This window comes from Campylobacter concisus, from assembly GCF_002913045.1.
Classification (GTDB): Bacteria; Campylobacterota; Campylobacteria; order Campylobacterales; family Campylobacteraceae; genus Campylobacter_A; species Campylobacter_A concisus_AP.
On the sequence record NZ_PPAF01000008.1, the window covers coordinates 1 to 22,430 of the forward strand.

The following is a 22,430-nucleotide window of genomic DNA, read 5'->3' on the forward strand; positions in this document are numbered from 1 at the left end:
AGGTGGATGTCATAAGTTCGAGTCTTATAGCGACCACCATTTTAGGTGCAGCGGTAGTTCAGTTGGTTAGAATGCCGCCCTGTCACGGCGGAGGTCGCGGGTTCGAGCCCCGTCCGCTGCGCCATCTATTATTCTTTGACTTTCATTTTCACCATTACTATAATTCTTAAAAATAGTGTATTTATTAAAAAATTTATGTTTTAAAATTTTACATATAAAATAAATTAAAAAGTAAAATCTAATTTATCGCCACTAAATCGCATATATTTAAAAATAAATCTTTTTCTAAAATTTCTAAATAATTGATACAAGACAAATCAAAATTAATATTTTTATCTCTAAGTTATCAAAAAATCAATATAATCGTAAAAATTTAATAAGGGAAATTTATGGCATTTGAAAATGTATTAAAAGCGATTGAAGATATAAAAAATGGCAAAATGGTAATTATGGTCGATGACGAAGACCGTGAGAATGAAGGAGACTTGGTCTTTTCAGCGGCAAGCAGCGATATGCAAAAGGTAAATTTTGCGATCACTCATGCAAAAGGTGTGCTTTGCCTTGCGATGGATGAAGCAAACGCAAAAAGACTTGATTTGCCGCTAATGGTTTCTAAAAATACATCTAGCCACGAAACCGCATTTACTGTCACAATTGATGCAAAGGAGGCAACAACAGGCGTAAGTGCTTATGAGCGTGATATGACGATTAGACTTGCTGCTAGTACTGATTCGGTGCCTGAAAATTTTGTAAGGCCTGGGCATATATTTCCGCTTATTGCAAAGAAAGGCGGCGTACTCGTTCGAACAGGTCATACTGAAGGATCAGTTGATCTTTGCAAACTTGCTGGCGTTAGTCCAATGGCAGCAATTTGCGAGATCGTAAAAGAAGATGGCACAATGGCCAGACGTGATTATCTGGAAGAATTCTGTAAAAAATTTAACCTAAATATGATAAGCGTTTCTGAATTAGTAGAATACAGACTTAGCCACGAAAGCTTAATAGAGGTTTCGCCCGCAAAGAGTGTAAAAATCTGTGGTTTTGAAGCAAAAAGATATGACATAAAAGATCACGAAAATAAAAATCACGCTGCCTATGTTTTCGGAGAGACAAAAGCGCAAGCTAATGTAAAATTTCAAAAAATAAGCAAAGACCATGAGCTTTTAAGCGGAGATAAATTTGATAATTTATTAAAGTCGTTGGATTTTTTAAGTAAAAATGGTGGAGTGTTACTATTTTTAGACAGTAATAAAAGCGATGCAAGCTCACAAAAAGATTATGGCATTGGGGCACAAATTTTAAAGTATTTTGGCATAAGCGAAATTGAGCTTTTAAGCTCAAATAAAAATAAAGAATTTGTAAGTCTTGCAGGCTTTGGACTTGATATAAAAGACTATAAAGAAATTTAATTTTGCCACGTTCTTTTAATGCGGATATTGATCATCCTAATAGCAAAATTCTTCACTTGGAAAAATTTTGCCTTTTACATCATTTGCGTAGGATTGCACACTCTTTCTTACAATATCCGCTCCATCAAGATATCTTTTTACAAATTTTGGTTTAAAGTCTTCAAAAAACCCAAGCATATCAGACCACACAAGTACTTGCCCATCGACGTTTACTCCAGATCCGATACCAATAACTGGTACATGAACTTGCTTTGTTATCTCGCTAGCCACGCTACTCATCGTGCCCTCAAGTAAGATACCAAATGCTCCAGCTTGCTCAAACGCCAAAGCCTCTTCAATTAGTTTTTTTACCTCGATCTCGCTTCTGCCTTTTATCTTATATCCACCTTCAAATTTATAAAACTGAGGCTTTAAGCCAATGTGAGCCATAACGTTTATGCCCTCTTCACAAAGGCGCTTCACTAAATTTACTTGGTGCATGCCAACTTCGAGCTTTACTGCATCGGCATTTGTCTGTTTGAAAAATTTCATCGCATTTTTTATCGCTTGCTTTTCATTTGTGTAACTACCAAATGGCATATCGGCCATGATAAAAGTATTTTTAGCTCCATTACAAACGGCCTTTGTATGATAAAGCATGGTATTCATGTCCGCACTTATCGTACTTTCTTGCATATTAAAACTCATATTTAAGCTATCGCCAACCAAAATAATATCAGCATAATCATCAAAAAGCTTAGCAAATAACGCATCATAGGCAGTTATCATTATAATAGGCTCAATGCCTTTTTTATTTTTTATATCATTTATGCTTAGTTTTTTCTTCTGAGTTTTTTCATTTTTCATTGCAAGCTCCAAGGATTTTTAGCTAAAAGGCTAACAATTTTATCAAATTTTTGCTACAATTACGCCAATTTCTTAAGGACATAAAAATGGGTATATTAAAAAGGCTTGAAATAGATTACTCTTATGATATAGTTGAAGAATTTTTATCTCACTATGCTTTAATGTGCGATTTACTTGAGCCTTTGATAATAAATTTAGGAAGAGCTGATAAATATAAAGATAGTATCTTAGAGCTTACTAGGATTTTTCATAATATTAAATCAGCAGCAGGATTCATGCATCTTGATCCGATATTAAAGCTTACAACTTTAGCTGAAGAGATAACTCAAGAGGCAAGAAGTCTAAAAGGGCCAGCAAATGATAAATTTATAGATTGGTTGCTACTTATTAGCGATCAGTTTAATAAATATAAAGATGATGTCGAGAACGATTTTGAATATTTTAGCGTTCTTGAACCAAAAATCATTGATGTGCCTGCAAAACTTAACTAAATAATTCACTAACCATTTTATTTTTTGGGAGCGACTTGGCTTCGACAGGAGCAGAGTGTGTACGGTGGCACGTCGCTTTGAGCAAAGCGTAAAAAGCTCAAATTAAATTTAAACGCAAACAACGTTAATTTCGCTCCTGCTTACGCTAAAGCTGCGTAAGTTCAGTTGAGCCTTGCTTAGTCTAATTCTAGCTAGGACAAAAGCAAGTAATTTAGCTAGAGTAGGCTCGCAAAGTGACTGCTTGCTAGCTGAAATTTTAGTCTTAGTCTAAATTTTGGTTTTGGAAAGTGAGCCTTTTTAGATGAAATTTTCACTTTTGCTAAGCGTGTAGAGGCTGTATGCATTTTGTTTTTGGACAGGGGTTCGATCCCCCTCGCTTCCACCATTTCTATCTAAAATACAAATAAAAATTTTATTAAATAGCTTAAATTAAAAAAGCTCTTCTGACTCAAAATAATTTTGTGAAATATTTCGCTCTTTTTCATTAGTATTTACATGAAGCACATAATAGCCTATATGTGTGTTGCTAGCATCTATTAGTGGTACCACGCAAAAGTAGTGCGTTTTATAAACGTAAAATTCATATTCTTTAAAATTAATATCACGCAAAAAACCTACTATGTTTAAATTTGCACTGCTTAAATTTTCGATGTAATAATCATTTAAAATTTGATCACTCGGAATGCTTTTACGTGATGGCATCTTGTCTTTTGCCAAAAGAACAAATAGATCAATTCCTTGCTTTTTAAAATAATTTCCAAGTGAGTCAAAATTTAACAAAACCTCGATGTTGCCAATAATTTTACCATCACGTACTACGTTTGAGACAGCCCTTATATGCGTTCCAGCATACCACGCCTCGATGCCGACCATGGGCTTGTTTTGATGCCTTGACTCTTGCACTAAAAACCTACTACTAGCGATCATATCGCCATATCTGTTTAGATCCCAACTCCTTACATAGCTTTTTAGATCTTTATCATAAATGTGAAGCTTAATGTTGTTATACATCGAAGCTGCGCCAAGGGTTTTGGTTAAATTTTCGATATTTTTTATGCATTCATCGCGGCTTTGACCTAGCAAGCACATTTGTATAGACTCATTTTGAGCAAGCAATATAGAGATTGCCATTGATGAAAATTTCTCATCATCTATACTTTTATTAAGCTGTTTTACCTGGTAATCAAAAAAGACTCGCATATTATTTTGCATCTTTTCAGCCATATAAGAGCTGTAAAGAAAGTAAAAAAGCCCTCCAAGCACTATGATAAAGATAAAAATGATATAAAAATTAAGATATTTTTTATACTTATTCAAAACTAGCCCTTAACTTTTCTTCTAAAAATTTTGCAAATTTATCAAATTCTGGCAACGCAAGCTCGCTTTTTCTTTTTGGATTAGCCCAAACGCTATCTGGAAAAAATGCGTCATCACTAAATCTAGCAATAACATGAATATGCACATGTGGCACGTAGTTACCAAAACTAGCGATATTTATCTTGGTTGGTTTATAAAACTCAAGCATCGCCTTTTCACTTATAAGCATCGCCTCAAAAAGCCTAACCCTACTCGCTTCATCACAATCGCTTAGCTCACGAAATGGCTTAATGGTAAAAATTTTTATCCAAGGAAGTTCATTGTCTTCACGCTCGATTTTTATAAATTTATCTTCATAGATCATATTTGTTCCTATTTTTATACAAAATTTCTCTCTCTTAAAAGCGTATAAAGTTTGATAGTCGAGATAAAAAATGTTACGATCGCTGGTCCAAGGATCACACCCCAAAACCCAAATGTCGTGATGCCGGCGAGCATCGCAAAGAATATAAGAAGTTCATTTATTTTTGTTGGTATTTTAACCAGCTTTGAGTTTATAAATTTAATAACAAGTGGTTTTAAAAGCGTATCAGCTGCAAATGAGATCACTACGATCGTATAAATTGCGATAGTTATCGATGCTGCTATGTTGGCATTTGCAAATTCATAGATACTAATAGGCCCCCATGCCAAAATGCCGCCAACAACTGGAATAAGCGAAGCAAAGCTAAAAAAGATACCAGTTAGCACGCCATCATATCCGTAAAAGCTTGTGATAATAGCAAACAAAAAGCCTTGGATTATCATATTTGCAATGGTTGAATAAAAAACCACACTCATCACGTTGCCAACTTCGCTTAAAATAGACTCTGTGTCATCTTGTTTTAGCGGAAGTGCATATTTTAGATAGCTGATTAGTTCATTGCCGTAAAGATTGCAAAAAAAGAAAAAGACCAAGATAATGATCATATCAATGCCAAATTTAAGGCTTAGCTTGCCTAAATTTGCGAGATTTGTAGCAAGCTGGGAAAATAGCATCTTAATATCAAGTCCGCCTATAAATTCTTTTATTTTTGGCTCTAAAAAATTTATCGACTCAGGCATCCTAAAATCATAATTTTTGATAAATTCGATAGTCTTTGTGACATTGTTTATATCAAAGCCAGCTGCGTATTTTGCGATCTCAACTACCGCATAAAGAAGTGGGGCGATAAATAAGCAAAGAAGCACAGACGTGGTAAGAGCCGATGAAAGTGTCTTGCGGTTTTTAGTGAGCGATAAAAATGCGATTTGGACATTTGAAACTGCGACAGCAAGCAGTGCAGCGATAAAAATATCAAGCAGATATGGTTTAAAAAGATAGACCACCAAAGCCAAAGCACAAAATACAAAAATTCCAAAAAATAGTCTATTATTCATCTTGCTCCCTTAAAATGGGGTAATTATAGCAAATTTATCAAAGCTGCTCATTTGCTTCCCAAATTTGCTCAATCTCTTTGCCATCAAGCTTGCAAAGCTAGCAAGTACGGCTAGGCTTTTGGCATTTTTAGCATGCTACTGGCGCTTAGTAAATTTAGATAAATTTATAGTTTTACGCAAAATTTCTAGCTCAAAAGCTCCTACAAATTTAGACATTTACGTGCACTGAAAATTTGCCCCGACGATCTCGCATTCATCACATATTTGAACATATATAGTTCCCTCGCCATCTACTAGACTTCCAAGAGGAATTTGTGCTAGATATTTCATGCTTTTGCTACATTTTGGACATTTTAAATACTCAGCATCTTGCTCCCACTGTGGATATCCACCAAGCAAAATTTCACTATCTATCATATACGAGTAGTGAGCGTAAACCTCGCTGGCTAGCTCGAAATTTTGCCCATCAAGCGTTGCCACAGCGTCTCTTAAATAGTCCTCACTCTCACCCTCGCCTACTATCTTTGTTTGCACGCTATTGCCGCCATTTTGGCAAAAATACTGCACAAGACCAACGCATGTTGGACAAAATTTAAGTACAGCATCGTTTTTTAGCTCTAGTCCAAGTCGCTTTAGACTCTCTTTTTTGATGATAAATTCTAGCATCTCGCCGCTACAAAATTTACATTTTTCATCGCTTAGTGCTTTAAATTTAATGCTTGCATCTGCGTTTTGGCTTGGCCCACATGTAAAACATTTATCAAAAACTAGGCTTCTTCTCTTGCCACTCTCGTCAAAGCTCCAGCCAGCAACCTGCGCATATCCGTACATATCAACATGAAGCTTCGCCTTCCAAGGCTTTGGCGCATTATAGAGCTTAAAAAATAGATCCCTTACCACCTCATCGCCCTGCCAGGCAAGTGCGCAAAGGATGTGATTTATTTTTACGATATTTTCAGCACCATTTAGACTATTTATGAGCTCATCTCTTACGTCACTTGAGGCGTTTTTGTAAATTTCAAATGGATAGTATTCACACTCTTTGGTCACTTCTCTTATTATCTGCTCGTCGCAAATGCCGTGCAGGTAAAAAATATAGACAAGGTCGCTATAAATTTCATCATATTTGCCTATCTCGTCTGTGTGAGCTAGGACATTTTTTAGCTTTTGCTTAATCTCAGCCTCGCTTAAGCCTTGATAAAACTCGAGCTTCTCTTTTTGTCTGCAATCATAGCAGATCCCATCAAAGTAAATCGTCCTTTGCTTGCACTTAGGACAAAGATATGGCTCACCCATTTTTGCTCCAAATTTAAATTTTGCTACTCAAAAAGCCCTTTTTCGATGTCGATCTTGACGTTAAAGGTCTCAAAGCACTTCGCACTTGCGATCCTGCCCTTTGCAGTGCGCTCGATAAAGCCATTTGCAAGCAGATATGGCTCGATGACGTCCTCAACTGTGCCCTCATCCTCACTAAGTGCCGCAGCGATCGTGCTAAGTCCCATAGGACGACGCCTTGCTTGCATCAAAATTTCTAAATACCTAATATCCATCTCGTCAAACCCAAGCGAATTTACACCAAGCGCGTTAAGCCCCTCTTTTGCACGCTCGTGGCTGATGATTAGCTCGTCATTTACCTCAGCAAAGTCGCGAATCCTCTTTAATAGCCTAAGAGCAATCCTAGGCGTGGCACGTGAGCGTTTGGCGATCTCAAGTGAGGCGTTTTTGTCGCACTCTTTGCCAAGCTTAGCTGAGGCGATCTGCACAATACGGCTTAGCTCGCTGCTTGTATAAAACTGCAGCCTAAAGTCCATTCCAAAGCGGTCTCTTAAAGGCGCTGAGATCATGCCAGCACGTGTCGTTGCTCCTATTAGCGTAAATTTTGGCAAGTCTATCTTGATAGTCTGGGCAGCTGGGCCAGAGCCTATGATAATGTCTAGCCTAAAGTCCTCCATCGCAGGGTAAAGCACCTCCTCGATAGCTGGGCTTAGGCGGTGGATCTCATCGATAAAAAGCACGTCGCCCTCTTGTAAATTTGTAAGGATCGCCGCAAGATCACCACTCTTTTCTATCATCGGCGCTGCGGTCATTTTGATACTTACACCCATCTCGTTTGCGATGATGTGAGCAAGGGTGGTTTTACCAAGTCCTGGAGGGCCGTAAAATAGCACGTGATCTAGGCACTCATTTCGCTTTTTGGCTGCTTTTATAAAGACATCTAAATTTTGCTTGATCTTTTCTTGTCCGATGTAGTCTTCAAATTTTGTCGGTCTAAGCGAGACTTCAAAGTCATTTTCAAAGCTTACTTTTTCGATTTCAACGATTCTATCCAAAGTTTTTCCTTCTAAATTTAAGGCTTCATTTTACGCTTTTATGCTTAATTTAAGCTCGTTTAAATTTATAATAAAAGGTGCTGCCCTCGCCGTAGACGCTATCAACGCCGTATGTAATTTCATGTTTTTGGCAAATTTCACTGACGATATTTAGCCCGAGACCAAAGCCACCTTGGATTTCATCCTCTCTGACGTATCTTTTCCAGACCTTTTTGACGTCCTTTATCCCCTTGCCAAAGTCCTGCACACTAAGCTTTATGCGCTCATCCTCAAAGCTTAAATTTATTAGTATCTCGCTCTCTTTTTGGCTGTATTTTATAGCGTTTGTAATCGTATTATCAATGATACGTTGAGCCTCTACTTTGCTTAGTATGATATAGGCATCATCTACCAAATTTGTATTTATAACTATGTGCTTGACATCTGCCACACTTTGTAAAAATTTCACCCTTTCACTCACGTACTCGCCTAAATTTAGCCGCTCATTTGAGAATTTGATGTAGCCACGCTTTATAAAATACTCAACATCTTCGTAGGTTATTTGCATCTGTTTTAAAGCGTTTTTGATGCGGGTTATATACTTGTTTTCAAGTCCAAGCATCTCAAGGTTCATGCCAGCCACGCCAAGTGGGGTCTTTAGCTCGTGCATGGCGTCATTAAAGAAATTGTTCATATATTTTTGAAACTCTTTATAGGGCTTAACGCTGCTTAGATATAAGAAATATACGATAAAAAGCACAGCCACAAGGATGACAAGGAGCATAAGTGCCGCTAGAAATATACTTTTTTCATTATCAAGCTCTTTTTCAACGACAATATAATAAGGCGTTTTATCCTTTATAAAAAAACTTTTATAAAACAAGAAGCCATTTTCTTCAAGTGTTACAAATTTAAAGTTACTTGGCTGCTTGGCGAGATTTGAAATAATTGGATTAAAATTTACATCATAGATTGCAAATTTATACTTTAAAGAAGGAGTTATATTTTCATTTTTTAAAAATGAATTTTTGATAATAGTTTCATGCTTCATCGCACCAAAAAGAGCTTTTGAAGTGCTATTTTTTTGGCTTAAATTTAAGATCACAAAGCTTTGAAAACAAAAAAGCGACATTATCACAAATGTCGCTATGATCTGGATCTTAAAGCTCTTGTGCATCTATCTTGTAGCCTATACGCCTCTTTGAAGTGATAAAGTCACTAGTTGTTTTGTTTCTTATCTTTAAAACGTGCATTCTGATATCAGCGCCTTCTATCTCTTTATCGTTCCAGACAAGATCTCTTAGCTCTTCCATGCTGACGTAAGAATTTAGATGTGAAACTAGACACTCAACAAGTGCGACTTCTTTTGCGCTAAGATCGACCATTTTGCCGTTTTTAAATAGCGCACGCTTGTTTAGATTAAAGCTAAATTCGTCATTGATCTTTACTATGTTTTTATCGTCAGTTCCATAGTATTTTCTCATAAGCTCAGCTACTCTAAATTTAAGCTCAGCAAGCTCAAATGGCTTTTTTAGGTATTCGTTACAGCCAAGCTCATAGCCAATAGCCATATCGCCTATATCAACTAAAGATGTTGTTATCATGATAGGAGCGTTTGGATTTAGACTTCTTATATACTTGATAACTTCATGTCCATTTACACCAGGTACTTTTATATCAAGTATAAAAAGATGATAGAAATTTTTCTCTATCAGATCACACGCTTCTTGTCCATCGCTCACCGCTGTAACTTCATAACCAAGCGTCTGTAAAAACTCACAGACGCTCTCTTGAAACCCTAAATCATCTTCTAAAAGTAAAATTTTCAAATCTCTCTCCTAAAAAATAAGTCTTATTAAGATTTAGCCCTATTGTAATATTTAATAGGTAAATTCAAAATTAAAATTATTTTTTAAGCATTAAATAAAAATTTGCCCCGCATAGACAATGTAACACCTTAGCAAAAAGACGCCACATATTACGAATAGCGCGTTGATCACGGCAAATTCGCGTTTAAAATCATGCACCTTTAAAACGCTTAAATCCAAAATGATAGGCAATGCCATACCAAAACCAATAACACCTATATAAAACATCAAACCAAGAGAATTTACACTGAGTGCACTAGCAACTGTATTTGCGCCGCTTGCACTTGCATTTGAAACAAGTACAAAAAGTACAACTATAAGTAAAAACTCAACTATAATCGCAAAAAAGTCAAATTTTAATAAATAGTGTGCAGCATCGTTATGTTTTTTCTCTTTATCTTTTAGTACACCGATTAATAATGTAAATGCACCAGCACAGCTTAAGCCAGACACCAAGAATAATACTGGTAAAACTGGTGTGTTCCAAAGTGCGATCTTGTGAGCTGCGCTTAGCAAGAAGCCTGTATATGCACCAACGCCAATGCCTAGGATAAAAAGCAAAATTTCAAGTAGGCTTGAAAGCTTGCTAGCAAAATTTGCAACCACATCAAAAAGAGGAATTTTAAGCAATGCAATCTCGTTTTTAAATGCACCAACTGCATATATAACGCTAAGAGGCGTATAAACTAAAAGTAGTGCAACGCCTATTGACATAACTGAGTCAAAGTTATAAAGCAACAAGATCCAGTAAAAGCTAAGCGGCTTGCCAAGATCAAGCACCAAAAGAGCAAGTCCAAGGACGATCGCCACTGGAGCGATAAGAGCAGCTGCTTTAAAATAGTAGTTCTCTTTGCCATACTTTTTTGAAATGAGCACAGCAACGATGCTAGCACCCGCACTAAGTCCTGCTAAAAATAGATAAACGGCTATCGGCCAACCCCAGTAAATTTCAGAGTATTGAGCTAGGCTTCCTGACATGTTATTCATGGTGTACTCCTTTTGTATTTGCGATCATCGCAAGTGAAGGTTTTGTGTTTAGCTCCGCTTTTGGCAAGTAGTATTTGCTCTCTTTTAATTTCTTTGAAATTTTAGAGTTTTCATCATTTACATCGCCAAAAGTTAGGGCATTTGTAGGGCAGACGCTAACGCAAGCTGGCTCTTTGCCCTCTTCTAGCCTACTCTCATAGCAAAATGTGCATTTGCCTATCTCGCCATCTGGCATGACGTAGCGAGCGTCGTATGGACAGGCTAGGATGCAATACTTGCAACTAACGCAAATTCTATGATCAAGCAGCGTTACGCCATCAGCTGTTTTAAAGCTAGCGCCAGTTGGGCAAACCTCAACACAAGGTGCATCTTCGCACATAACACAGCTTTGACGTAAAAAGTCAGTCTTTAAATTTGGAAATGTCCCACTCATCTTTGCATGCACCTGCAAGCGGTAAAGTCCCCTTGGTACGTTGTTTGCACTTCTGCAAGCTACCGAGCAGCCTTGACAGCCGATGCATAAATTTTCATCATGTATCATCATATATTTTTTCATTTTCTATCCTTACGCTTTACTTATGCTAACGCCAACATTTGTAACCATAGTCGCAGCCACTGGCCCTTCGGCTGGATTAAGAAGCACGCTTGTATTTAGCCCCACGTGATCTATACTCTTAAGAGCTGGAGTGATGTGTCCAAAGCCGTGATAGATAAAGAGTGTATCTTCTCTAATGCCATCAGTCACCATAAGCTTGCCCTTTTGCTCGCCAAATTTATTTTTTACCACGACCATATCGCCATCTCGTAAATTTTTACGTTTAGCTGTTTTTGGATTTATCCAGATAGGGCTATCACTCATAAGATCATGAAGCGACGGCACCGCCTGAGTGTGGCCGTTGGTATGAATAGGCGTTTTGCCACAAGTTAAACAAAGATCATGTCCATCAAATGTGTCCATATCTTTATCATTTAGCGCGCCATATCCTGCAAACTGCGCCTCGACATCAGGCAAAAATAGCTCTATCTTGCCGCTTTTTGTTTTAAGCTTAGCCATATCATCCATTAGACCATTTTCACCTATAAATTTAGTAGCGACTGGATATTTAGCAACAAATTTATCGATCATGCCTTTTTCTCTAAACAAAATTCCCGGCTCATCCCACGTGATAAAGCCATCTTTTTCCAGCGCAGCAAGTAAATTTACATCTCCGCCAGCTTGCTGCATCCTAAACTCACGTATATCGTTCCAAGTGTAAAGCTCATCTATCTTCATGCGGCGTGCTAGCTCTCTAAAGATAAATGCCCCATCTCTTGTGTCGCCAACTGGATCAATAACTTTATTTCTTATCATATAAGCTGGCTTTAGACCTGACTTATCCTCTATGCCCTCGTCGCGCTCTAGGTAGCTACTCTCAGGCAAGATGACATCAGCAAATGTCGCCATATCGTTTAGATAAACATCGCTTACCACGATAAAATCAAGCTTCTTCATAGCCTCTATGCTCTTCATCGTCTCAGCAACGTTTATTAGGTGGTTAAAGCGGATGTTAAACCAGCCTTTTATGGCGTAAGGCTTCTCGTTTAAGATAGCGTCATTTATATCCATCAAAACGCCATGTTTTCTACTTACAAATTTATGCCTACCAGCCTCGCCAGCGAAGTCTAGTCTAGTGACTTTTGGCACTTTAAATTTCTCATCTGGATTTTTAAGAACTGGAAATTTATCCTCGCCAACTAGCTTGTTAAAGGTTTTTGCATTTTTGCCACCAAAAAGACCACCTTTGACCTCCCAGTTACCCATCATCGCATTTGCCACCATGATGGCTTTTGTTCGCATATATTCAGCTCTTGTAGTGGTTGTCTTATGCCCAAAATCAAAAATAACTCTTGGGGCAGCTTTATAAATTTCATCAGCGATGCGTCTAACATCACTTGCTTTTATGCCGGTGATCGCCTCTTGCCATTCAGGCGTTTTGCCCTCTATGCTTTTAACGATCTCATCAAAGCCAATTGTAAATTTCTCAATAAATTCTTTATCATAAGTACCATTTTGTATCCATGTATTTATGATAGCTAGCACAAAAGCTAGATCAGTGCCAGGTCTAACTGGTAGCCACTCATCAGCCTTTGAAGCCACCACGCTAAATCTTGGCTCAAGTACAAGTAGCTTTGTATCTTTTTTAGCCGCAAATTTAGCAAGTTTTTTAGCATCGGCTATAACTATGCCTTCAAAGAGATTGTGACCAAAATTTACAACGTATTTTGCATTTGCAAAGTCTCTTTTTAGCTTAGCTATGCCATACATCTGCTCGCAGACCATTTGATATGTGATAGGACAGCATGAAAAGTGTGAAAAGCAGTTTGGCGAGCCGTAAGCTGAGGCAAAATTTACCATTAGCTTATGCGTTTGCGAGCTTTTACAGGTAAAAACGAAGCTTTCAGGGCCATACTTTTGCTTTATCTCAAGCATTTTTGAAGCAACTAGATCAAGTGCTTCGTCCCAGCTGGCCTCGCGCCACTTATTTTCGCCTCTCTCACCAACCCTGATCAAAGGCTTTTTGACTCTATTTTCGTCATAAAGCTGACTAAAACCAGAGCCACCTCTTGCACAAAGCGAAGTTGCCGTACCACCAGCTTTCGGATTACCACTTAAGAAGCAAATTTTATTATCAACGACCTTTGCTTCAATAGGGCATCTTGAAGAGCACATCTCGCAAAAGCTGCGGACATACTTCTCATCTTGCTTTGCAGTATTTTCTAAAGCACCACCCGGTAAGGATGATGCAACCATACTAACTCCAGCACCGAATTTTAAAAATTCTCGTCTATTTAAGCTCATCTTTCTCCCTTTAAAAGATATTTGCCTTTAGTTATTCTAGTATTTAAAGTTGAAAATAAAATTAAATTTTACTTAATATTTATATTTAGATTTTTAGTTTTAAAAAATTGGTGTTCTAATATCAAAATGAGTAAAATTCTAAAAAAGATAAATTTAATTAATATAATTTTTAACGCAATCTTATAAAAATTTTGAATATAAAATTTTGATTAAGGATTTTGAATAGAAATTAAAAAATTTTCAAGGGATTTAAAAAGCCGAGAGAGATCTCGGCTTAAGTTTGATTTAAAATACTTATAAAAGTATCGGAGCTATCAAAAATCCAAGTGCAACAGAAAAAGCAATAGCTAAAACGCCTGGAATAAAAAAGGAGTGGTTAAATATATATTTACCTATCCTAGTTGTTCCAGTATCATCCATTTGAACGGCTCCAAGTAGTGTCGGATATGTTGGCAACACAAACAATGCTGAAACTGCAGCGAATGATGCAACTAAAATATATGCGTCACCGTTATTTGCAGCAGTTAAGCCAAGTGCGGCTATAACCGTAGGAATAAGCGCCTTTGCGGTAGCGGCTTGAGAGTAAAGAAGCATACTAGCAAAAAATAGCGCAACAGCTAGCATAAACGGATAGTCTTTAACAAAATCGCCGGCAAAATTTTTGATCGCATCGGTGTGATTTACCACGAAAGTATCTCCAAGCCACGCTACACCTAGCACGCAGACGCACGCGGTCATACCGCTTTTAAATGTAGCTGTATTAAATAGCTTATCGACTTTAACGCCACAAGTTAGTGTGATTAAAGTAGCGATAACTAGCATAAAGCTCATAATAGCGTTATCTCTAGTTAATACCAACACCTTTGTAGGTTTATCTGGATCTTCTACATATTTTACATTAGTAGTTGAGTCAGTTTTGACTTTTATATCTTTTGCAACAAGTTCATTAAATTTATCTGGGCTTTTGGTCTCATAAATTTTTTCATAGCCTGTTACATAGCTTGGTTTTATCCAGCCTACGTTTTTACTAATAGCAGTAGCATATAAAACGACAGAAATAACGCCAACTAAGAATATTAAAACAGATAATTTAGCTCCTTTTGGAAGCTCTTTTTTCTCTTCGATTTTAACATCTTTGATTAGCCCTTCTTTAAGTCTTCTTTGATACTCTTTATCGCTACTTAGATCAAGATTATAAAATATATTTATAACAAGAGCTGTTAGCATACAACCAATAAAAGTTGTAGGTATCCAGATAGCTAATAGTAATGGATAGCTAATGCCAAGTCCACCCAAAGCATGCTCACCAGCCATAAATACAACCGCTGCTGAAACCGGGCTTGCAGTAATGGCTATCTGACTAGCAACAACAGCTATACTAAGAGGCGCACTAGGCTTAATGTTTTGTGTCTTTGCGACTTCGGTAATAACTGGAATCATAGAAAATGCTGTGTGTCCAGTACCAGCAAATACAGTTAGCAAGTAAGTAACGACTGGGGCTAAGAAATTTATATATTTTGGATGTTTTCTTAGTATCCCCTCAGCTATTTGCACCAAATAATCAAGGCCACCAGCTACTTGCATCGCTGTAATAGCAGCTATAACGGACATGATGATTAAAATAACATCCCAAGGTATACTACCTGCTTTTAATCCAAGTCCTAAAGTTAAAACTACGACGCCGATGCCACCAGCATAACCAATAGCCATACCGCCTAGTCTAACACCCAAAAATATCGCGCCAAAGAGCACGATCAACTGTAATATCAATGAAATATCCATTGAAAACTCCTCTATTAAATTTTATAACTAAAATTTTTACTTAAGCGTGTCAGAATTTTGACACGCTTTTAATAATACTTTGCTTAAATTTTTACCTAACCATGCTTGGATTTAGCATATTTTTTGGCTCTAAAATTTTGTCGATCTCTTCTTTGCTTAGATAACCTCTCTCTAGGCAGATATCGCCAACTGCTTTACCAGTTTGCAAAGCTTCTTTAGCGATGCTTGCAGATTTTTCGTAACCGATGTATGGGTTAAATGCTGTTACGATACCAACTGAGCCTAGAACTGATTTTAAGCAAGCTTCTGGATTTGCTGTTAGTTTTCTTACAGCTTTTTCAGCTAGTGTTTTCATCGCATTTTCAAGGATAAATATAGAGTTAAATAGCGCATAAGCGATGCCTGGCTCAAACGCATTTAGCTCAAATTCGCCTCTTTCTGAGCAAAGCATGATAGTTACGTCATTGCCGATTACTTCATAGCACGCTTCGCCTACGACCTCAGCGATAACTGGGTTTACTTTGCCTGGCATGATAGAGCTGCCTGGTTGCATTTGTGGTAAATTTATCTCGCCAAGGCCGCATCTTGGACCTGAGTTCATTAGGCGAAGGTCGTTTGCGATTTTTGAAAGTCTAACAGCTGCAGTTTTTAACGCGCCACTTACGTGAACGAAGTCTGCTGTATCTTGTGTGGCTGCAATGAAATCATCAGCTTTTTTGAAATCAACACCAGTGATATCTTTTAACTTTTTAACAACTACATTTTTATAATCAGGGTGGCAGTTAATACCTGTACCAATCGCAGTTGCACCCATATTTAGATATGTCATTGACTCGCGTGCAGCTGTAATCTTTTCGATATCGCTTTTAATGTAGCTTGCAAATGCATTAAATGTATTTCCAAGTGTTGTAGGAACTGCGTCTTCAAGCTCAGTTCTACCCATTTTAATGATATCTTTAAAATCTTTTGCTTTTTTATCAAGTTCATCTTTTAGCAGATTCATCGCAGCAAGCAAATCAGTAAGTTTTGCGTAAGTTGCTACTTTTATTGAGCTTGGGTAAGTGTCGTTTGTGCTTTGTCCAAGGTTTGTATGATCGTTTGGATGGATGTATTGATACTCGCCTTTTTTATGACCCATGCTCTCAAGTGCAATATTTGTAATAACCTCATTTGCATTCATGTTTGTACTTGTTCCAGCACCACCTTGAACCATATCAACCACAAATTGATCTAAAAACTCACCAGCTATTACTCTATCAGCGGCCTTTGCTAGTGTATCAGCGATCTTAGGGTCTAAAACGCCAACCTCTTTATTTGCAAGTGCAGCTGCTTTTTTGATTTGTGCAAATGCTTTTACAAAGTATGGATACTCTTTTAATGTTCTACCACTCATATGAAAATTTTCGGTAGCTCTAAATGTTTGGATACCATAATAAAAATCGTCAGAGATTTCCAACTCACCTATAAAATCGTGTTCTTTTCTGGTTGCCATAACCATTCTCCTTATAAAAAAAATGTATTAATGAAATTATATAGATATTTAATATTTTAAATATTAATTACTACTTATTTTTTTTAAGCTTTTACTTTTAGCCTAGATAGAACGACTTTTGGAGAGAAATTTATAGTATCTTTTAAGCTGTATTTAATAATATAGCTTAGATAAATTGTTATTTTAATAATAATATCACTTTTTTATTATATAAAAAGCTCATAATTAGCTCAAATTTATTTAAATTTTTAAGCTTAAAAGGTAAATATATAGAAAATTAACATAAAATAAATATTAGATCACACTTTTTATATCCAAAAATATAAGAAATAAAGTTAAATTTTATTTCTAATATTACATTAGAAAGTAAAGACTAAGTAAATATCACCATATTGCAAAGTAAATTTATTAAATTTTTAAGTAGAGCCCTTAAACTAAGCATCATAAAAATATTATTTAATAAATTTTATTTTACAAATCTTACTAATACTTTAGAAATTTCTTATTAATTTTCTTTCTTATTTATAAAGTCTTTTTATTGGACTTTAATAATTTTTATAAGCTATTTTTAATTTATATAATTTAGATTAATAATTGCAAGAATTTTGTAGTAAATATAAATTTTAATCTTGCCCCTACAATCAGGAGCAAGAAATAACAAATTTTAGCTCTCAAGCCCCAAATTTGCTCTATACTCTTCATATGTACCTTTAAAATCAACCACTTCGCCATTGCCTTTTAGGTGTAAAATTCTATTTGCAAAGGCGTCTATCAGCTCCCTATCGTGGCTCACGCAGATGACTGAGCCGTTAAAGTTATAAAACGCCTCGCCAAGCGCGATGATAGCTTCAAGGTCGAGGTGGTTATTTGGCTCGTCCATAACAAGTAAATTTGGCCTATGAAGCATGAGCTGAGCTAGTCTTACTCGGTGTTTTTCGCCACCACTTAGCGCGCCAACTGCCTTTTCTTGCTCGGCACCGCTAAAGAGCATCCTACCAAGGCACTTTCTGATCTCGTCGATGTCCTTGTTTTTGGCATCTTGCAAGTACTCATAAAGCTTTAGCTCGCCATCTATCTTATTTACCGTATCTTGCGCAAAATACCCTAGCTCGATGGTCGCGCCTATATGTACCTCTCCCGCGTCAGGCTTTAGCTCGCCCATTATGATCTTACAAAGCGTACTTTTACCAACGCCGTTATGACCGATGATGGCTAGCTTGTCGCCCTTTTCAAGCTTAAAGTTAAAATTTTCAAATATCACTTTATCATCAAATTTCTTACTTACATTTTTAAGCTCTATTAGCTCGTTTCCTATCTCGCGGTTTGCACGAAATAGAATGCTTGGATCACGCCTGCTTGATACTGCGATCTCCGCGATATCAAGCTTTTCAAGCTGTTTTGCACGAGAGGTTGCTTGCCTTGCTTTGCTCGCATTTGCTGAAAATCTCGCGATAAATTTCTCCAGCTCCTCTTTCTCTTTTAGCTTCTTATCACGCTCCATCTCATGCTGCTTTGCGATCAAATTTGCAGCCATATACCAGTCGTCATAGTTGCCTGAAAACTCGCGAATTTTCTTAAAATCTACATCCAAAATGTTTGTACAAACTCTATTTAAAAAATGCCTATCGTGGCTGATAACCACAAGTGTACCCTCGTGGCGGTTTAGCTCGTTTTCTAGCCATGCGATTGCGTCTATATCAAGGTTGTTTGTCGGCTCGTCTAAGAACAAGATGTCTGGCTTTGGAAAGAGTACTTGAGCTAGCAAAACCTTAACTTTATCGGAGTTTTCAACCTCGCTCATAAGCTTATCAAATTCATTTAACCCAAGCGAGCTTAGGATTTTTTCTATCCTAGTCTCGTACTCGTAGCTTGGATCTTCCTCGGCGCTTATCATTTCAAGCTCACTTAAGCGCTCATTTATCTCATCTGTAAATTCCTCGCTCATATAGAGCTTTTCTTTCTCTTTCACAGCGTCATATAGGCGTTTGTTGCCATAAAGTACCGCGTCTTTTAGCGTGAAATTTTCAAACGCAAACTGATCTTGCCCAAGCACGCCAACCTTTAGTCCATTTTCTATGATGATCTCGCCGCTAGTTGGCTCGATAGCTCCGCTTAAAATTTTTAAAAATGTCGATTTACCAGCGCCATTTGCACCGATTAGTCCGTATCTGTTGTGGCGATTTAGCTTTAAATTTACATCCTCAAATAGCAAACTGCTTGCAAATCTTTGAGTAAGTCCCCTAACTTCTAACATTATTTTTCCTTGAATTTATTTTTTTGCGATTTTGCCTAAAATTTGATTAAAAAGCCATTTTTGCTACTTTAGCCTAAAATGACCTGTGATTTTGTAGCTATAAAGTATATTTTCTTCTTGTACGCCAGAGCCGATATTGTGGATTACAAGCGGTGTTTGGCCTTCAAATTTATCTGAGATCACGCCAATGTGAGGTAAATTTTTTGGTAGCATCCATGTGACGATATCGCCTGGCAGAAATTTATCATCGCTCACCTCAAAACCTTTCCTTTTTAGATAGGCGGCAATGTTTAAAACACGCCTGTGATCGATGTTTTTATCAGCCTTTTTAAGTCCCCATTTTTTAGGATAGCTCGCGAAATTTCTACTCATATCTTCAAAAATGAGCCTTTGCAGATCCATATCCTGATAACGTAGCGCCCTTACCACAACGTCGGCGCAAACGCCCTTTTTGATATCCACGTCGCCCATAGGATAGGCGAGCCTTTCGTAGCTTGGATCGTAACTTAGCGTCACGCCGATCTGCAACCTAGCATCATTTACAAATTTACTCGCCGAAAAGGCAAAAATTTGTGTGGCAAAAAGAGCCAAAAGCAGAAATTTCTTCATTTCTTACTTTAAAAGCATGGTTTTTAGGATACGTTTTCCTATCTCAACGCCAGGCTGATCATAGGTGTTGATGCCTAGCATGATGCCAGTGGCCGAGGTGAGCAACTCGTAGTAGAAAATGAGCCAGCCAGCATGAAACTCATCAAGCCTCTCAAGCGTGATAGTATCGACACTTATGCCCTCTTGCACCAGCGCCATAGCTGTCGCGTCGCACTGCAAATTTATAAGCTCATTTAGGCTTAGACCTGCCACAAAATCGCACTCTTCAAGCCCTTTTAGGCTCAAATTTGGGATAGCCTTGTCGCTCGCGTGATCTTTTATCTTTATAAATGTCACACTCTTATCTTTTACACCGTCCATGATAAGCTGCAAAAAGCTGTGCTGATCGCGACTACCGACAAGTCCAACTGGCGTAAGACCAACCCTTTTATAGCCTCTTTTTTTACCAAGGCTCTCCGCCCAAAGCTGCACGTACCAGTCGTTAAATTCAAAAAATCTATCGCAATAGCTAAATATGACATTTATGCTCGCATTTCTGCTAGTGGCGTAGTGGTAAGCTTTAGCGACTATTGAACTATCCTTTTGCTCGATGTATTGCTTCTTGCAAGCAAGCGCGCCATCCAAAAGTGCCCTTATATCGTAGCCACAGATACCAAGAGGCACAAGACCTATCGCACTTAGCACGCTAAATCTCCCTCCAACATTTTTTGGGATATTAAAAAATTTAATGCCATTTTCTTTGGCAAAATTTTCTAAATTTGTCCCAGGATCAGTGATGATGAGGAAATTTTTGCCTAAATTTTGAGGCTTAAAGTCATCAAGCAGGCACTTAAAAATAGTGATCGTCTCGATCGTATTGCCTGATTTTGAGCTTATTATAAAAAGCGTTTCGTCAAAATTTAGCCCATCAAGCGTGCTTTTGTAGCTGCAAGAATCAACGTTATCTAAAAATAAAAGCTCTCTTTTTATCCCCTTTGTGCCATCAAGCATCAATTTTAGCGCCTTTACGCCAAGACTGCTGCCGCCAATGCCAACAAGTACTACATTTTTGATATGAGCTAGCCCCTTTTCATACTCCTCGATCTCGCCTAGTAAATTTTGCCCAAGCACTGGCAGGTGGTAGTAGCCTATCTCGCCGCTTTCGTACTCGTCATTTATGCGTTTGGCGTATGAGTCGATGACATCGCTACTTGCAAAGTTAAATTTAAATGAAGTTTCTATCATTTACTGCACTCGTAAAAGAAATTTGTAGCCTCGACGAACCCATCGATACTGCCGCAGTCAAACCTCTTACCCTTAAATTTATAAGCCAGCACCATGCCATCTTTTGCCTGCGTTTTTAGCGCGTCTGTAATCTGAATTTCGCCGTTTTTGCCTGGGTTTGTTCGCTCTAAGATATTAAAAATATCTGGCGTTAGGATGTAGCGCCCGATTATCGCTAAATTTGTCGGAGCCTCGGCAGGATCAGGCTTTTCAACCATATCATCAACCATTATAAGATCATCTTCTATAAACCTGCCGCTTACGACGCCATAAGACTTAGTCTGCTCTTTTGGCACCTCCATCACTGCAACGACGCTGCAGCGATATTTCTCATAAATTTTAACCATCTGTGAAAGCACACCCTCGCCGTTTTCATTTATACATAGATCATCTGCCAAAATGACCCCAAATGCCTCGTCACGAACTAGAGTTTTGCCCGTATAAATGGCGTGTCCAAGCCCTTTCATAGCATTTTGCCTAGTAAATGAAAATGTGCATGAACTCATTAAATTTCTAACTTCGCTTAGCAGTGACTCTTTTGAGCTACCAGCGATCTCTTTTTCCAGCTCATAGCTTATATCAAAATAGTCCTCAAGCGCCCTTTTTCCGCGTCCTGTGACAAAGGCCATATTATCCATGCCAGCCTCAAGTGCCTCATCAACGCCGTAGTGAATGAGCGGTTTTGTAAGTATCGGCAACATCTCTTTTGGGAGCGATTTTGTAGCTGGCAAAAACCTCGTTCCGTATCCAGCCGCTGGAAATAGGCAAGTTTGTATCATTTTAGTCCTTCATGAAAAATTGCAAAATTCTACTATCTTTTCCTTAATAATATAAATTTGTCTGAATTTACAAGGCTTTAATTAGCAAATTGATAAGATTTTTAAAATTTTAAAAAAAGAGCAAATTTGCAGACGATTGATAGGATTTTTAAAGCACAGCTTGATATAAAAAAGTCAAATTTTTTAGCATTTTTATGCCCGATTAGCTCGTTTAAAAGTTTGCATGAACACCTAAAAGAGGAGTATTTTAAGGCCGTTCATGTAGTTTGGGCAACAAGAGAGCTAAACAAATACGGACAAATCGTTGAAAATCAAAGTGATGATGGCGAGCCAAAGGGCACTAGCGGCCAGCCAAGCCTAAATGCGCTAAGAGGAGCCGAGCTTATAAACGTTGGGGTCTTGATAGTTCGCTACTTTGGGGGGATAAAGCTTGGCACTGGAGGGCTTGTCAGAGCCTACTCAGGGGCTGTGAATGAAGCGATAAATGAAGCGATAAAAGATGGTGGTGTGATGAAATTTGAGATAAAAGATGAGACTAAATTTTTTACGCCATTTTCGCTGATGAGCCGCTTTGAGCACTACTTTGCTACTAAAAATTTAAGCGAGTTTGAAAGAGAATTTAATGACACTGGAGCGATCTGGAGCGTAAATTTAAACGAAGCCGAGTTTGCCGAACTATTTAAATTTTGCAAAGAATTTGAAGCAAGCGAGTTTAAATTTCTAGCCTTGCCACTTGGCAGCAAAGCGCTGTTTATTTATTAATTGT

General features: G+C 37.7%; 21 protein-coding genes, 1 tRNA gene and 1 other RNA gene. 6 read left to right on the forward strand and 17 right to left on the reverse strand.

The window, feature by feature from the left end:
- Positions 1–47 precede the first annotated feature (47 nt).
- Positions 48–124, forward strand: a tRNA-Asp gene (locus CYP43_RS01210).
- 265 nt (positions 125–389) lie between these two features.
- A complete protein-coding gene (locus CYP43_RS01215; RefSeq protein ID WP_103582204.1) occupies positions 390–1,409 on the forward strand; it encodes a bifunctional 3,4-dihydroxy-2-butanone 4-phosphate synthase/GTP cyclohydrolase II in 1,020 nt (339 codons plus the stop codon).
- 36 nt (positions 1,410–1,445) lie between these two features.
- On the opposite strand, the gene panB is transcribed toward CYP43_RS01215, so the two are convergent.
- The gene (gene panB, locus CYP43_RS01220) at positions 1,446–2,255 is read right to left on the reverse strand and encodes a 3-methyl-2-oxobutanoate hydroxymethyltransferase (RefSeq protein WP_103582205.1); all 810 of its coding nucleotides are present in this window, start codon (positions 2,253–2,255) and stop codon (positions 1,446–1,448) included.
- 86 nt (positions 2,256–2,341) lie between these two features.
- Here panB and CYP43_RS01225 point away from each other — a divergent pair, with 86 nt between their 5' ends.
- Both CYP43_RS01225 and ssrA read left to right on the forward strand, forming a co-directional pair.
- Entirely contained in the window at positions 2,342–2,746 is a 405-nt protein-coding gene (locus CYP43_RS01225) for a histidine phosphotransferase (RefSeq protein ID WP_035167557.1), read from the forward strand.
- 26 nt (positions 2,747–2,772) lie between these two features.
- Positions 2,773–3,131, forward strand: a transfer-messenger RNA (tmRNA) gene (ssrA, locus tag CYP43_RS01230).
- A 44-nt stretch (positions 3,132–3,175) separates the two neighbouring features.
- On the opposite strand, the gene CYP43_RS01235 is transcribed toward ssrA, so the two are convergent.
- Genes CYP43_RS01235 through CYP43_RS01245 form a run of 3 tightly spaced genes read right to left on the reverse strand, consistent with a single transcriptional unit; the run spans position 3,176 to position 5,482 of the window.
- The gene (locus tag CYP43_RS01235; RefSeq protein ID WP_103582206.1) at positions 3,176–4,063 is read right to left on the reverse strand and encodes a cache domain-containing protein; all 888 of its coding nucleotides are present in this window, start codon (positions 4,061–4,063) and stop codon (positions 3,176–3,178) included.
- Complete coding sequence (locus CYP43_RS01240) at positions 4,056–4,427, reverse strand: HIT family protein (protein WP_103582207.1); 372 nt, start codon at positions 4,425–4,427, stop codon at positions 4,056–4,058. Before CYP43_RS01240 ends, CYP43_RS01235 begins: the two co-directional genes overlap by 8 nt.
- 14 nt (positions 4,428–4,441) lie before the next feature.
- Positions 4,442–5,482, reverse strand: a complete 1,041-nt coding sequence (locus CYP43_RS01245) for an AI-2E family transporter (protein ID WP_103582208.1) — start codon at positions 5,480–5,482, stop codon at positions 4,442–4,444.
- A 64-nt stretch (positions 5,483–5,546) separates the two neighbouring features.
- Between CYP43_RS01245 and CYP43_RS09440 the strand changes: the two genes are divergently transcribed.
- A complete protein-coding gene (locus tag CYP43_RS09440) occupies positions 5,547–5,711 on the forward strand; it encodes a hypothetical protein (protein ID WP_180998624.1) in 165 nt (54 codons plus the stop codon).
- Here the strand turns inward: CYP43_RS09440 and CYP43_RS01250 are convergent.
- From CYP43_RS01250 to galU, 13 genes are all read right to left on the reverse strand, one after another.
- On the reverse strand, positions 5,699–6,778 hold the full coding sequence (locus CYP43_RS01250) for a cytochrome C (protein WP_103582209.1): 1,080 nt from the start codon (positions 6,776–6,778) through the stop codon (positions 5,699–5,701). The genes CYP43_RS09440 and CYP43_RS01250 overlap by 13 nt on opposite strands.
- 23 nt (positions 6,779–6,801) lie before the next feature.
- Complete coding sequence (gene ruvB, locus CYP43_RS01255; protein ID WP_009294236.1) at positions 6,802–7,812, reverse strand: Holliday junction branch migration DNA helicase RuvB; 1,011 nt, start codon at positions 7,810–7,812, stop codon at positions 6,802–6,804.
- 49 nt (positions 7,813–7,861) lie between these two features.
- A complete protein-coding gene (locus CYP43_RS01260; protein WP_087580569.1) occupies positions 7,862–8,968 on the reverse strand; it encodes a sensor histidine kinase in 1,107 nt (368 codons plus the stop codon).
- On the reverse strand, positions 8,952–9,620 hold the full coding sequence (locus tag CYP43_RS01265) for a response regulator transcription factor (RefSeq protein ID WP_054196949.1): 669 nt from the start codon (positions 9,618–9,620) through the stop codon (positions 8,952–8,954). Before CYP43_RS01265 ends, CYP43_RS01260 begins: the two co-directional genes overlap by 17 nt.
- A 90-nt stretch (positions 9,621–9,710) precedes the next feature.
- Positions 9,711–10,646, reverse strand: coding sequence for an NrfD/PsrC family molybdoenzyme membrane anchor subunit (nrfD, locus tag CYP43_RS01270; RefSeq protein WP_103582210.1), 936 nt, complete (start codon positions 10,644–10,646; stop codon positions 9,711–9,713).
- Positions 10,639–11,202, reverse strand: a complete 564-nt coding sequence (locus tag CYP43_RS01275) for a 4Fe-4S dicluster domain-containing protein (protein WP_103582211.1) — start codon at positions 11,200–11,202, stop codon at positions 10,639–10,641. Before CYP43_RS01275 ends, nrfD begins: the two co-directional genes overlap by 8 nt.
- Before the next feature lie 9 nt (positions 11,203–11,211).
- Positions 11,212–13,485 carry a thiosulfate reductase PhsA gene (phsA, locus tag CYP43_RS01280; RefSeq protein ID WP_103582212.1) on the reverse strand — a complete coding sequence of 758 codons (2,274 nt, stop codon included), beginning with the start codon at positions 13,483–13,485 and terminating at the stop codon, positions 11,212–11,214.
- Positions 13,486–13,779: 294 nt separating this feature from the next.
- Positions 13,780–15,267, reverse strand: coding sequence for an anaerobic C4-dicarboxylate transporter (locus CYP43_RS01285; RefSeq protein ID WP_054196953.1), 1,488 nt, complete (start codon positions 15,265–15,267; stop codon positions 13,780–13,782).
- 91 nt (positions 15,268–15,358) lie between these two features.
- Positions 15,359–16,759: an aspartate ammonia-lyase gene (locus CYP43_RS01290; RefSeq protein ID WP_072595163.1), complete on the reverse strand. Its 1,401-nt coding sequence runs from the start codon at positions 16,757–16,759 to the stop codon at positions 15,359–15,361.
- Between the two features lie 664 nt (positions 16,760–17,423).
- Entirely contained in the window at positions 17,424–19,013 is a 1,590-nt protein-coding gene (locus CYP43_RS01295) for an ABC-F family ATP-binding cassette domain-containing protein (protein ID WP_103582213.1), read from the reverse strand.
- A 63-nt stretch (positions 19,014–19,076) separates the two neighbouring features.
- Positions 19,077–19,622 carry a DUF1287 domain-containing protein gene (locus CYP43_RS01300; protein WP_103582214.1) on the reverse strand — a complete coding sequence of 182 codons (546 nt, stop codon included), beginning with the start codon at positions 19,620–19,622 and terminating at the stop codon, positions 19,077–19,079.
- A gap of 3 nt (positions 19,623–19,625) precedes the next feature.
- Entirely contained in the window at positions 19,626–20,846 is a 1,221-nt protein-coding gene (locus CYP43_RS01305; protein WP_103582215.1) for a glucose-6-phosphate isomerase, read from the reverse strand.
- Entirely contained in the window at positions 20,843–21,664 is an 822-nt protein-coding gene (galU, locus tag CYP43_RS01310; RefSeq protein ID WP_103582216.1) for a UTP--glucose-1-phosphate uridylyltransferase GalU, read from the reverse strand. Before galU ends, CYP43_RS01305 begins: the two co-directional genes overlap by 4 nt.
- Positions 21,665–21,790: 126 nt before the next feature.
- On the opposite strand from galU, the gene CYP43_RS01315 reads away from it, so the two are divergent.
- Entirely contained in the window at positions 21,791–22,426 is a 636-nt protein-coding gene (locus tag CYP43_RS01315) for an IMPACT family protein (RefSeq protein ID WP_103582217.1), read from the forward strand.
- Positions 22,427–22,430: the final 4 nt, after the last annotated feature.